Source organism: Bacillus sp. CH_70 (assembly GCF_038007045.1).
Taxonomy (GTDB): Bacteria; Bacillota; Bacilli; order Bacillales; family Bacillaceae_G; genus Bacillus_A; species Bacillus_A cereus.
The window spans coordinates 2,272,671-2,285,203 of the sequence record NZ_JBBOWL010000001.1; the positions used below are offsets into that span (position 1 = coordinate 2,272,671).

Below are 12,533 nucleotides of genomic sequence, written 5' to 3' on the forward strand. Positions count from 1 at the left end.
AGAATAATCTTTCAATTTTAAAGAAAAAGAAATACAATATGAGAAAGTATATATAAATAATATGATAGGGGATGGGATGCGATATTTTAAATGAAGTAACAGTTTTTATATAAAAAATAATTAGGTAGTCAGAACAGAGATATTTGGGAGGAAACAAGCGCGATGAAAACACTATTTAAAATAATCGGTATTCTAGCTGGTATGGCGGTAATCGGAGTAGGTTTAACATATGGTATGCTGCATTATTTAAATAATAGTAAACCAGCTGCGAAAAAGGCATCACCAGCTGCTCCAGCAGTAGAAGTATTAGCTGATAGTAACGTAAAAGCAGAAGATGCAAAGCTTTTAGAGAATGGCAATTATTCATTGCCAAATAGTGGTTTTAATAAAAATTTTAAATGGACAGATGAGAACATACAGACAGCATTACATGAAATGGCACATCAAAAAGCGAAAGCTGATCAAAAGTGGGGCTATATTTTTATTACACAAGAGCGGATTGAAAGCTTAATTGATATTGTAAAGAGTAATGATCTTGTACAGGGAAGTACATATGTAGAAATTTTAGAACGATGGAAACAAGGAAAATATGAAAAGGTTGATGGGGATCACAATAAGATTTGGAAATTACAAAGTGGGAATTTAGGAGAAGGAAAAGGAGTAATGTCGGAAGCTGAGCAAAAAGAATTAATTAATCAAGTGTTTATGAACAAAGGTACATATTCAGGTAGTAAATTAATTGCAGGTGGCGGACAGACTAATAAATAATATACTAATTAATGTAAGAGAGTAATTGCTTATTAGGCAATTACTCTTTTTATATGTACTTCTTAATATCTTAATCTGGTTCAAGTAAGGAAAGAAACGACTGTAACACCGGGGAAATCCATCTGGATTTATGATAGATTACATGACTTTGAATAACGGATGGAGTTTCGATAGGCTGAAAACATAGTTGTTCTTTTTGACAACTTTCCTGTACAACGATATAAGGAAGAATTGAAATGCCTAACTCACACATGACGGATTGTTTAATGACTTCAACATTGGAAGTTTCAAATGTTTTAGCTGGAATATTTCCGCTTTGACGTAAAAAACGATCTACCATTGTCCTATAGCCGCAACTTTGTTCTGTAAAAATGAACTGAGTTTCCTGTAATAACTGGAATGGATTTGTATGTGCAGCGGAATAAGCTGGTAAAATCCATCCAAATGTTTCATTACTAAAAGTACGCGTAATAAAATCATTATGTTCTATACTTTCTCCAATTATGAAGACAACGTCTGTTTCTCCTTCACGTAATTTTTGTAATGCTTGTTCATTTGTGTTTGTTTCAAGTACGATATTTACTTTCGGATTTTTCTGTTTGTAAGTACGTAATAATTGTGGTAATCGGTATACCGCTAATGATTCATTAGATGTAATACTTAATGTACCTTCTAAATAATCTGTATTTTGGGGGATTTCTTGCGCTTTTTCATATATTGAAAGTAATTCTAATGCATAAGGATGAAATTGATGACCTGCTTTTGTAAGTAGCACTTTTTTCCCTAACCGATCGAAAAGAGGAATATGTAAATCGTTCTCTAAAGCTTTCATATGTGCTGTAACAGTAGATTGCGCATAACCTAGCGCGTGCGCAGCTTTAGAAAAATTACCATACTTCACAATGGCGCAAAATGTTTTAACATGTCTCATTTCCATAAGCGATCCCTCTTTTATTATCATGATTTGTGAATGATTATATCATGTATTTTAATTTTCCAAATGATTAAATTTTGTATAAAATGAAATTGTAGAAATATTCATTCAGGTGATATTGGAGGAGAACAGATGATCAAAAAGGGCTATCATGTAGCTGTTGTTGGGGCTACAGGTGCGGTAGGGCAAAAAATTATTGAACTGTTAGAGAATGAAATGAAGTTTAATATAGTTGAAGTTACATTGCTTTCGTCAAAACGATCCGCTGGTAAGAAAGTAAGATTCAAAGGACGAGAGATAATTATACAAGAGGCAAAAACAACTAGCTTTGAAGGTGTAGATATTGCCTTTTTTAGCGCTGGGGGAGAAGTATCTAGACAATTTGTAACTCATGCAGTTTCTAGTGGTGCGATTGTAATTGATAACACAAGTGAGTACCGAATGGCACAAGGTGTACCGCTCGTTGTTCCGGAAGTGAATGCGCACACTTTAAAACAGCATAAAGGTATCATTGCAGTTCCAAATTGTTCAGCATTACAGATGGTAACAGCACTTCAGCCGATTCGAAAATCATTTGGTTTAGAAAGAATTATCGTTTCAACATATCAAGCTGTATCGGGTTCTGGCATTCATGCGATTCATGAATTACGAGAGCAGGCTAAGTCTATACTTGCAGGTGAAGAAGTGAAGAGTGATATATTACCGGTGAAAAAAGATAAAAAACATTATCCAATAGCATTTAATGTACTGCCTCAAGTAGATATATTTACAGACAATGATTTTACTTTTGAAGAAGTCAAAATGATTCAAGAAACGAAGAAAATATTAGAAGATGAAAACCTGAAAATGGCAGCTACTTGTGTACGTGTTCCAGTTGTATCGGGGCATTCAGAATCGGTTTATATAGAACTGGAAAAAGAAGCAAGCGTTGCGGAAATCAAGGGAATACTAATGGATGCACCAGGTGTTATTTTGCAGGATAACCCTAGTGAACAGCTGTATCCAATGCCATTATATGCAGAAGGGAAAATAGATACATTTGTCGGAAGAATACGTAAAGATCCTGATACGCCAAACGGATTCCACCTCTGGATTGTTTCCGATAACCTATTAAAAGGTGCGGCTTGGAATTCAGTTCAAATCGCAGAGACTTTAGTGGAAAAGGGGATACTTTAATATAGTTTAAAAAACTGGGGAATCGTTAATGATTCCCCAGTTTGTATTTCATAATTGTTTTCTTTATTTCGGCCAACTTTAATTAAAATTAGTCGTTATTGAATTTTTATAAATATCTACTTTATGTGCAGTGAAGCGTAAGGTTTTGGATTCTGCATGAATTGTAAGATTAATAATAATCGATAACGGCATTTCGACCGTTTTCACAATATCTTCTATAGCAATATACTCATTTTTTGCTTCCTTATAATAAACAACAGAACGAATTACGGCCTCGTCACCTTCAATATCAATTTCACACATCATAGGGAATTTTTCACCATTATGTAAGAATAATTCGCCTAGTACGATTGAACCGTTTAATTCTTCTGTAAAATTAGTAGTTGCCGCTGGTTTTACCCATGTTTCGTCATGTTCTTCGTTTTCCTCTTCATCTATTGCCCATTCCCAAATGGGGTTTTGTTTTAGGTCCTCAATAGTTAATTTATCAATTGGTTTGCAACTACTCATACATAAATTCTCCTTTTATTTTGATAAATAAGTTTTTTGATTTCATGAATTAGATGATTGCTTATAAGTGGGTTTAACAAAGTATTTTGCTCATTTGATATCCAAACTACTTTATTTTGAAATAAAGCTATTACAGCAATATTAACAAAACTTTAATTGTCTAGTAAATAATTATTAGTGGAGATATTAAAATGGGATGGTGTTAAAGAAAGATAGTAAAAAACATCAAGGATGAATGAAATCCATTTGGTACGATATGGATATATCCAATGTGAGGGGGAGTTTGATGTATCAAGTAAAGGGGTATTTTTCATCATTAAAAGGAAGTTATTATGAGATTGGAAAGCAACAAGGGGAATTCGTGAAACAAAATCCGTATCTCATCCCGCAATTTATACACGAAGAAAATGTAATATCTAATAACCATTGGACAGAATCGAGAAATATACTAAACAAACATTGTCCAGGCATAAATGAAGAAATTGAGGGGTTTTGTGAAGTGTTAAAAATTCCTTCAAAAAATATGATGTATTACTATCAAACACTATTGAAAGCAGGTTGTAGTCATTGTGCAGTATTACCTAAAAAGACCGATTTAGAGCACACATATGTATTAAGGAATTATGATTTGTCACCAGTAATAGATGATATGCGTTTTTGTTCAACTCATGTTGAAGGTGCGTATGCACATAGTGGCTTTTCTACTCAATATTTTGGCCGAACGGAAGGGATAAACGAGCATGGATTAGCTGTTACATTTTCAGCATGTGGTCAACCAGTAGGAAATATTGCAGGTTTAAGAAAGCCAATGGTGAGTGGTTTACAATGTTTTGCGGTAATTCGATTGTTGTTGGAGAAATGTAAAAATGTGCAGGAAGCTAAGTTACTAATAGAAGAAATCCCAATTGCTAGTAATATTAATTTAATAATAGCTGATCCTTTAAATGCAGCATATATTGAAATATTTGACGGTCATAAATCCACAATAACGATTGATGGTGAAAAACAAGCTTTTATTGTATCAACAAACCATGCAATTAGTTCATCAATTCAGAAATTAAATAATAGGAAATTAGAACAATCTACAAAGAGATATCACGTTTTACATGAGCATTTAAATAGATATGAACAAGTAAGCATAGAGTCTTTAAAAAAGTTAGTAGAAGAAGAATATCCTGCTGGACTTACTGTGCATAACTATGAAGAATGGTTTGGAACTTTACATTCTGTATTATTCGATTTACATGATCGTACAATGAAGATTTGTTTCGGATCACCACTTTTAAACGACTGGTATTCATTGAAAGTTGGAGGAAGTATGCCGTTTTCTGAGGTGAACGTGAACTTTAAAAATAAAACTTATACTGACTTTTGGAAGGAAGATAAGAATGAATTGATACCTAAAAGATAAATGGGATAAGATGGTGATGTAAAGAGTGCATTTATACTGGAGGGATTATCAATACTAAAAGTTATGTTACCATTTGTTCTTATCTTTTTTCTTGTTATTGCGATGTATATTGCTTATCAAAAGAGAAAAAAATCTGGGATAAAAGGATTGAAAAGTTCGTTAACTTCTATTTGCTTCTTTTCACTTGCAATCTTAAATATGTTTGCATATTGGTTTCATTTTGACGGTGCGTTTACTTGGTTATTTTCAATTGTATTATTGCTAGTTGGTGCATATTTTACTAAATATATTCCAATATCTAAAAAGGTACATTAAAGTTTATAAGAGTTAAATATAATGTTTACTTTGTTTTGAAAAGAGATTATTCTACTAAATTGTTGTGAAACGGTTTCATAGGATAATCTCTTTTGTTTAGTTTTGGAAAGAACGTACTGTGATTTTTAGTTGCTCAATAAATTCTCGAGTTGCAGCACACATATATTTATCTTTTCTATAAATTAGCCCTATTTCAATTATTGGAGTAGGGTTTTCTATTTTAATAGCTTGAATGTTTTTATTTTGTAAAAAGTCTATATATGGTTTGGGTAACACTGTAATTCCCATTCCTTTGGAAACCATTTGGATTAAAGATTCCATCGTACTAATTTCTAAAATTGGCCTTGGTTTAAAGTTGAATTTTTGACAATGAGATGTAATTAGTTCGGTTAAAAAGAAATTTTTAGGCAAAAGAATTAAAGGGTAGTTCTGTAATTCAGCAATAGATACATGGTTACGTTCAGCTAATTGATGACCAGTGGGCACGACTAATGTAAGATCGCTTTTGTATAGAGGGATGGAGATAATCTCTTTATCTTGCACCGGGAGAAATGTAATTCCAATATCTAGTTCGTTTTGTAATAATTTTTCACGAATATCTCCTGTACGAAGCCCTAATACAGAAAGCTCTATATTGGGATATAAATTATTAAAATTTAAAATAGCTGGTGGTAGTAAATAATTTACGACGGTTAACAAAGCCCCTATTGTTAAGGAACCTTGCTGTAATCCGTTTAGGTCTTGAATAGCTGAACGAGCTTGTTCGACTTCATGAAAAATGGTTTTACTATGTGATAATAAAATCTTCCCTGCTTCAGTTAATGATATTTTTTTACCAATTCGATCGAAAAGTGGCATTCCTACTTCATGCTCTAATGCACGTATTTGTTGACTTAGTGAAGGCTGTGAAATATTTAATTTTTCAGCTGCTTTTGTGAAATGTAATTCTTTTGAAACAGCTAAAAAGTATTCAAGTTGTCGTAATTCGATTGGAATCACCTCAAGTATAATGATAGGTTATACCTATCATTATTATATAAATGATTGAATTGAACAATGATTTTAGAGGTTTTATAATCATCTTTATGTAACAGAGAGGGTTGTAAAAATTAATCGAGAGAAAATACATGTAACACCTTTAAAGGAGGAAATGGAATGGCTAATGAATATCAATTATTATCTTTAAATATAGGATTACCAAAAGAGGTTATATACGGCGGAAAAGTAATTCATACAGGCATAAATAAGAAACAAGTAAAGGAACCGGTATATTTATCCTTTGTAAAATTTAATGGAGATGGACAGGCGGACTTAGTTCATCATGGAGGAGTAGATAAAGCAGTTTGTGTTTATACTGGTGATCACTATCCATACTGGGAAAAAGAATTGAATCAAGATCTTGTATATGGGGCTTTCGGAGAAAATATAACAGTTAGTGGTATGCGCGAAGAGGATGTTTGTATTGGTGATACGTTTGAGCTCGGAGAGGCAATCGTACAGGTAACACAACCAAGGCAACCTTGTTTTAAATTAGCAAAAAAATATAATATTCCAAAGTTACCACTATATTTTCAAGAAACAGGATATACAGGATTTTATTTTCGTGTATTAAAAGAAGGATGGGTATCATCAGTCGATACATTAAAAAGTCTACAGTCTGATCCGAAAGGTGTTTCAATAGCGTTTGCTAATCGTATCATGCATAAGGAAAAACAAAATATTGAAGGGGTAAAAAGAATATTAGAAGTAAATGCACTTTCAAGTAGTTGGAGAAAGTCTTTTGAAAAGCGTATAAGTGGAGAAGAAATTAATACGAAGGAAAGACTTGAAGGGATAAAAGAATAAAAATATTTTATTATAAATAGTGTATTTCTATTAGTAAAAGCTAATTAGAAAGCGCTATTTTTATATAATAAACTAATTAATATCCAGAAATCTTAATATTGTTTTATTCGACTTATTTTCAAATAGTCAAAACATAAAATTAATTAGACTTTTTTTTATGTTTTATGATAGTATATTGATTGGTAAGACCTCTATTTTTAAGAGTAGGTCATATAAGTATATCTAATTTAATGGAATTTAACATTTGGAGGTACAACATGGGGAATGTTGAAAAATTGGCAAGTCTTCTAATAGAAGAACCGAAAAGAGAGCAGTTATTTCCTTTATTTGAAGAAGTGTTTGGAATTAAAACTCAAACATTGAATGATTTTTCGGATAAAGGATATTGGGATGATACATATAAAGCTTTATCGTTTTTACAAGAAGATAAAGTGATTGCAAATGTTGCGGCATTTTCACTCCCATTATTAATTAATGGTGAAAAAATAAATGCGGCGGGTATTCAATCAGTAATGACACACCCTAATTTCCGTAGACAAGGGTTAATGACACAATTAATGGATAAAATGATAGAAGAAATCGATAAGAAATGTGAATGTGCATTATTGTTTACGGAAAACCCTGAACTATATACAGCATTTGGATTTAAAGTTGTGCAGGAATATTTGATGACTATACCATATGATAAAAATATTAATAATAACGATTCACTACTTAAAAAGTTAGATTACTATAATATAGAGAATAGACAGTTAATACATGAAACTATTGATAGTAGCCAAAGACTTTCAAATAGTTTTTCAACTTTAAACTTCCATCCTTCATTTTATTTGAATATGTATGATTCGGAATGGAATGAGAAATTGTATTATTCAGAGAAACTAGATGCTCTAATCGTTTATGAAGTAGAAAATGAAAAGTTGAAATTATTTGGAGTATTTGCGCCAGTACTTCCGGTTTTAGATGAATTATGTGGAGAAATCAATGAAAGGTTTACGGAAATCGAATTTTATTTTTCTCCGGATCAATTAGGGGTTGAGGATGTACAGTTTACAGAAGTACAGTCTAGCAAGTATTTAATGGTTCGAAGTGATAAAGAGTTAGATTTTAAAGGTTATAAATTCCCAGTATTAGCGGAGTTTTAAATGTCTATATAAATGCTTTATTATGGAGGAGCTATGAATATATCGTATATACCAGAACATATTGAGCAACTCACTATAATGAATGTACCTGAATACTATAAAATTAATGATAATCATGCGTTTATTGTCCGTTCGAAAGCAGAAACTGATTTTTGGCTTAAAACACATTATGGTTTTGAAGTAATGAATGGTCATGTATTTTATAATGAGATGATGACAGACTTTCAAGCTGAAGTTCAGTTACGTATGAATCCAAATTCAAAATTCGATCAAGCAGGTCTTTTTGTTATGATTTCGGAGAACTGTTGGCTAAAAACATCTTTAGAATATATCCCTGAAGGGCCATCTCACTTAGGTGCTGTCGTAACGAATAATGGATATTCTGACTGGTCAACGCAAGATTATCCAACTGAAGCATCTAAGCAACAACTTCGTTTTCGAATTATTCGAAAAAGCGGTGATTATACAATATATGTGAAAAAGGGCCATCAATGGGAACAAATAAGAATCGCTCATTTAATGGAGGATATAGGGAAGGAGCCTGTTAAAATAGGTTTTTACACGTGTAGTCCTTCTAAAAATAAGGGATTTGAGACTGAGTTTTTACATTTTACAATTGAAGAAATATAGATGAAAAACCGTATTCTTTTCATTAAGAATACGGTTTTTGTATTTATATAATATAAAGCACATTTATTGACTAGAAAGTCATTAATACTTATCATTTAATAATGTTAAATATTAATTTACATAATATAATAGAAGTAATAAAGAAATTACAAAATATATAGCTTAAATAAGGAGGGATATGAATTATTCAGTGGTAATTTCATGGGAAAAGGAGATTATGTATGAAATCATTTCGTAAGTTATTACAGTATTTAAAACCATACATGTTCTTCGCTATTATTGGGCCGCTATTTATGGTACTTGAGGTTGCGATGGACTTAATTCAACCGACTATTATGCAACATATCATTGATGTTGGGATTGCAAATCGGGATTTAAATTATGTAATAAAAATGGGGCTTCTTATGATAGGAGCAGCAGCACTCGGTTTAGTTGGAGGGCTTGGGTGTATGATGTATTCTACAAAAGCAGCTGTTAATTTCGCTACAGACATACGAAAAGATGTGTTTGCGAAAATAGAAACATTTTCTAGTAATAATCGGGACTCATTTGGAACAGGTAAATTATTAACGATCGTGACAAATGATATCACTTCCATTCAATCGGCAATGACGATGACATTACGTGTTCTCGTTCGTGGTCCACTGTTATTTATCGGAAGTATAATTATTGTTTTTGTAACAGCGCGAGAGTTATTTCCAATATTACTTGTAGTTGTTCCGATTTTATTACTTGCGATTATTTTAATTGCAAGTAAAGCAAGTGGTACATTTAAAAAGGTGCAAGAGGCATTAGACAAAGTGAATACAAAGCTACAAGAAAATTTATCTGGTGTGCGTGTTATAAAAGCGTATGTAAGACAAAAATACGAAATCGCTCAATTTGGAAATGTAAATACAAATTTAACGAAGATAAATATTCGAGCTGTGCAACTTATTTCTTTAATGATGCCAATCATTATGCTAGTTGTAAGTGGCGGGATTGTCGCAACATTATGGATTGGTGGAGAAAAAGTATTCGATGGAACGCTTCAAGTAGGAGCGATTTTGGCATTTATTAATTACTTGAATATCATTTTAATGTCACTTATGTCGATTAGCATGGTATTTATTCAAATTGCGCGAGCTTTTCCATCTGCGGATCGTGTACAGCAAGTGTTAAATACCGAGGTTGATATTATAAGCGAAGCGTATGCGATCGAACCTGAGAAAATTGAAGGAAATATCGAATTTAAAAATGTTAGTTATAGCTATACGAAAAATAATGAATACGTTTTAAAAGATATTTCGTTTAGCATACAAAAAGGTGAAAAAGTAGGGGTTATTGGATCAACTGGAAGTGGTAAATCTACCTTAGCGAAACTGTTACCACGTCTATATGATGTGGATCATGGTGAAATATGTATAGATGGAATAGATGTTAAAAAATATGATTTGCAAAAACTCCGTGCTTCAATAGGGTTTGTACCTCAGAAGGCGTTGTTGTTCTCAGGCAGTATAGAAGAAAATTTACGTTATGGTAAAGAAGATGCAACACATGACGAGCTGGAAGTAGCAGCTGCATCAGCTTGTGCGACTGAGTTTATCAATAAGCTGGAAGAATCTTATCAATATAATTTAACACAAGGCGCGACAAATCTATCAGGTGGACAAAAACAACGTGTATCAATTGCAAGGGCACTTGTGAGAAAGCCACCGATTCTCATATTAGATGATTCTACATCAGCAGTTGATGCAAAATCAGAGGCTACTATTCAAATAGCTTTAAAAACAAAATATAAAGGCACAACAACTTTATTAATTGCGTCTAAAATTTCTTCCATAATGGATGCGGATAAAATACTTGTATTAGATAATGGTGAATTAGTTGGCAATGGTACACATGAACAATTGTTAGAACAAAGTGAGGTTTATCAGGAAATTTATCTTTCCCAAGGTGGTAATTTAGATAAAGAAGGTGGGGAAGAACATGCGTAATTTTCAAGGGCAATTTGCTAATAAAGGTGGACGAAACACCCCAAAGATGGGAAAAGCTAAAAATGCTCAAGGAACTGTAATGCGGGTATGGAACTATATGGGCTATCAAAAAGCTGCTCTTATGTTTGTTATATTTCTAGTCGTTGTTACTACATTACTTGGATTATTAGGTCCCTATTTTATGGGAGTTATTATAGATCAATATATTGTACCGAAAGATTTAAGTGGTACAGCAAGAATGTGTATGTTACTTATCGCGATTTATGGTGTAACTGTACTTTTAACATGGTTACAAACGTTTGTCATGATTAACGTTGCATTAAAAACAATTCAAAAAATACGACAAGATATTTTTGAGAAAATCCAAACGCTTTCTTTATGGTTCTTTGATGTGCGTTCTCAAGGTGATTTAATGAGCCGTGTGACAAATGATATAGATAATTTGAATCAAGCTTTGACACAAAGCGTTGTACAAATTATTTCATCAGCATTAACTTTTATAGGTGTAACGATTGCAATGTTCGCCTTAAATTGGATTTTAGCAATTGTAACTTTAATTACAGTACCTATTATGTTTTACGTTACAAAAAAACTAGTTGCATATAGTGGTAAAAACTTTGCGAAGCGTCAAAAAGATTTAGGTGAATTAAATGGATTTATTGAGGAAGCAATTACAGGTGCGGATGTTACAACGTTGTATGGAAAAGAAAAAGAAACTGTACAAAATTTCAATAAAATTAATGAACAGCTAAGAGTTTCAGCTACGAAGGCTGATACATTTTCAGCTTTTATTTTTCCAAGTATGAACTTTATTAATAACTTAGGTATGGGGCTTGTCATTGGGACTGGATCAGTTATGGTCTTAAACGGAATGACAACAGTAGGAGTTATTGCGGCTTTTATTAATTATTCTCGTCAATTCTCAAGACCGCTAAGTCAATTTGCGACTTTAATGAATACAATTCAAGCGGCAGTTGCTGGTGGAGAACGTGTTTTTGAAATTATGGATGAGGTACCAGAAATTCAAAATAAAAAAGACGCATTCGTTGTACAAAATTTACAAGGGCATGTTGCACTTGAGAATGTTTCATTTGGCTACGCAGAAAATAAAACGATTTTAAAAGAAGTGAGTCTTAAAGCGCAGCCAGGAGAGACAATTGCTTTAGTTGGTCCGACTGGATCAGGGAAAACAACAATCATTAATTTGTTAACTCGCTTTTACGATATACAGCAAGGACAAATTCATATTGATGGAAAAGATATAAAAGATTATGATATTAATTCTTTACGAAGTAAAATAGGAGTAGTTTTACAGGATACGTATTTATTTGCTGGTTCGATTATGGATAATATCCGTTATGGACGCTTAGATGCTAGTGATGAAGAAGTTATAACTGCAGCTAAGGCAGCATCTGCACATTCTTTTATTAAGCATTTGCCAAATCAATATGAAACAGAAATTGCTTCAGAAGGATCGAATTTAAGTCAAGGACAAAAACAACTTCTTGCGATTGCACGAGCAATTTTAGCAGATGCAGATATATTAATTCTCGATGAAGCGACATCAAATATTGATACAAGAACAGAATTACAAATACAAGCAGGACTAAATAATTTAATGAGAGGTCGCACAAGTTTTGTGATCGCTCATCGACTTAAAACAATTGAAAAAGCAGATCAAATTCTTGTTATAAAAGATGGAAATATTTTAGAAAGAGGGAATCATGAATCTCTCATGGAAGATAAAGGGTTTTATTTTGATTTGTATACGAGTCAGTTTAAAATTTAATATAAAGAATGAGGTTTCTCTAGAAAAGAGAAGC

At 32.5% G+C, this 12,533-nt stretch carries 12 protein-coding genes; 9 read left to right on the forward strand and 3 right to left on the reverse strand.

What is annotated here, in order from left to right:
• Positions 1-162: 162 nt before the first annotated feature.
• Positions 163-768, forward strand: a complete 606-nt coding sequence (locus N2V79_RS11670; protein ID WP_053564524.1) for a PRK06770 family protein — start codon at positions 163-165, stop codon at positions 766-768.
• Positions 769-838: 70 nt separating this feature from the next.
• Here the strand turns inward: N2V79_RS11670 and N2V79_RS11675 are convergent, their stop codons facing one another.
• A complete protein-coding gene (locus tag N2V79_RS11675; RefSeq protein ID WP_000425897.1) occupies positions 839-1,705 on the reverse strand; it encodes a LysR family transcriptional regulator in 867 nt (288 codons plus the stop codon).
• Positions 1,706-1,834: 129 nt separating this feature from the next.
• Between N2V79_RS11675 and N2V79_RS11680 the strand changes: the two genes are divergently transcribed.
• Positions 1,835-2,878, forward strand: coding sequence for an aspartate-semialdehyde dehydrogenase (locus N2V79_RS11680; RefSeq protein ID WP_000591709.1), 1,044 nt, complete (start codon positions 1,835-1,837; stop codon positions 2,876-2,878).
• Between the two features lie 78 nt (positions 2,879-2,956).
• On the opposite strand, the gene N2V79_RS11685 is transcribed toward N2V79_RS11680, so the two are convergent.
• Positions 2,957-3,388 carry a hypothetical protein gene (locus N2V79_RS11685; protein WP_000093107.1) on the reverse strand — a complete coding sequence of 144 codons (432 nt, stop codon included), beginning with the start codon at positions 3,386-3,388 and terminating at the stop codon, positions 2,957-2,959.
• 286 nt (positions 3,389-3,674) lie between these two features.
• Here N2V79_RS11685 and N2V79_RS11690 point away from each other — a divergent pair, with 286 nt between their 5' ends.
• Together N2V79_RS11690 and N2V79_RS11695 are read left to right on the forward strand one after the other, a co-directional pair.
• Complete coding sequence (locus N2V79_RS11690; protein WP_098852861.1) at positions 3,675-4,799, forward strand: C45 family autoproteolytic acyltransferase/hydolase; 1,125 nt, start codon at positions 3,675-3,677, stop codon at positions 4,797-4,799.
• Between the two features lie 51 nt (positions 4,800-4,850).
• Positions 4,851-5,114, forward strand: a complete 264-nt coding sequence (locus N2V79_RS11695; RefSeq protein WP_142340508.1) for a hypothetical protein — start codon at positions 4,851-4,853, stop codon at positions 5,112-5,114.
• A 96-nt stretch (positions 5,115-5,210) separates the two neighbouring features.
• Here N2V79_RS11695 and N2V79_RS11700 read toward each other — a convergent pair whose 3' ends face one another.
• The gene (locus N2V79_RS11700) at positions 5,211-6,113 is read right to left on the reverse strand and encodes a LysR family transcriptional regulator (protein ID WP_340719874.1); all 903 of its coding nucleotides are present in this window, start codon (positions 6,111-6,113) and stop codon (positions 5,211-5,213) included.
• A gap of 156 nt (positions 6,114-6,269) precedes the next feature.
• Between N2V79_RS11700 and N2V79_RS11705 the strand changes: the two genes are divergently transcribed.
• The 5 genes from N2V79_RS11705 to N2V79_RS11725 all read left to right on the forward strand — a co-directional run bounded on the left by N2V79_RS11705 (position 6,270) and on the right by N2V79_RS11725 (position 12,499).
• Positions 6,270-6,959 carry an MOSC domain-containing protein gene (locus tag N2V79_RS11705; RefSeq protein WP_001262982.1) on the forward strand — a complete coding sequence of 230 codons (690 nt, stop codon included), beginning with the start codon at positions 6,270-6,272 and terminating at the stop codon, positions 6,957-6,959.
• Between the two features lie 257 nt (positions 6,960-7,216).
• On the forward strand, positions 7,217-8,104 hold the full coding sequence (locus N2V79_RS11710; protein ID WP_050843558.1) for a GNAT family N-acetyltransferase: 888 nt from the start codon (positions 7,217-7,219) through the stop codon (positions 8,102-8,104).
• Between the two features lie 33 nt (positions 8,105-8,137).
• The gene (locus tag N2V79_RS11715; RefSeq protein ID WP_053564519.1) at positions 8,138-8,734 is read left to right on the forward strand and encodes a DUF1349 domain-containing protein; all 597 of its coding nucleotides are present in this window, start codon (positions 8,138-8,140) and stop codon (positions 8,732-8,734) included.
• A gap of 221 nt (positions 8,735-8,955) precedes the next feature.
• On the forward strand, positions 8,956-10,710 hold the full coding sequence (locus N2V79_RS11720; RefSeq protein WP_340719875.1) for an ABC transporter ATP-binding protein: 1,755 nt from the start codon (positions 8,956-8,958) through the stop codon (positions 10,708-10,710).
• A complete protein-coding gene (locus N2V79_RS11725) occupies positions 10,703-12,499 on the forward strand; it encodes an ABC transporter ATP-binding protein (protein ID WP_340719876.1) in 1,797 nt (598 codons plus the stop codon). The genes N2V79_RS11720 and N2V79_RS11725 overlap by 8 nt, the downstream gene beginning before the upstream one ends.
• Positions 12,500-12,533: the final 34 nt, after the last annotated feature.

Bases quoted from the DNA above. Each gene is read 5' to 3' on its own strand.
- N2V79_RS11725 (WP_340719876.1), top strand. From the start codon at position 10,703: ATGCGTAATTTTCAAGGGCAATTTGCTAATAAAGGTGGACGAAACACC.
- N2V79_RS11685 (WP_000093107.1), bottom strand. From the start codon at position 3,388: ATGAGTAGTTGCAAACCAATTGATAAATTAACTATTGAGGACCTAAAA.
- N2V79_RS11680 (WP_000591709.1), top strand. From the start codon at position 1,835: ATGATCAAAAAGGGCTATCATGTAGCTGTTGTTGGGGCTACAGGTGCG.
- N2V79_RS11720 (WP_340719875.1), top strand. From the start codon at position 8,956: ATGAAATCATTTCGTAAGTTATTACAGTATTTAAAACCATACATGTTC.
- N2V79_RS11705 (WP_001262982.1), top strand. From the start codon at position 6,270: ATGGCTAATGAATATCAATTATTATCTTTAAATATAGGATTACCAAAA.
- N2V79_RS11715 (WP_053564519.1), top strand. From the start codon at position 8,138: ATGAATATATCGTATATACCAGAACATATTGAGCAACTCACTATAATG.
- N2V79_RS11670 (WP_053564524.1), top strand. From the start codon at position 163: ATGAAAACACTATTTAAAATAATCGGTATTCTAGCTGGTATGGCGGTA.
- N2V79_RS11710 (WP_050843558.1), top strand. From the start codon at position 7,217: ATGGGGAATGTTGAAAAATTGGCAAGTCTTCTAATAGAAGAACCGAAA.
- N2V79_RS11690 (WP_098852861.1), top strand. From the start codon at position 3,675: ATGTATCAAGTAAAGGGGTATTTTTCATCATTAAAAGGAAGTTATTAT.
- N2V79_RS11675 (WP_000425897.1), bottom strand. From the start codon at position 1,705: ATGGAAATGAGACATGTTAAAACATTTTGCGCCATTGTGAAGTATGGT.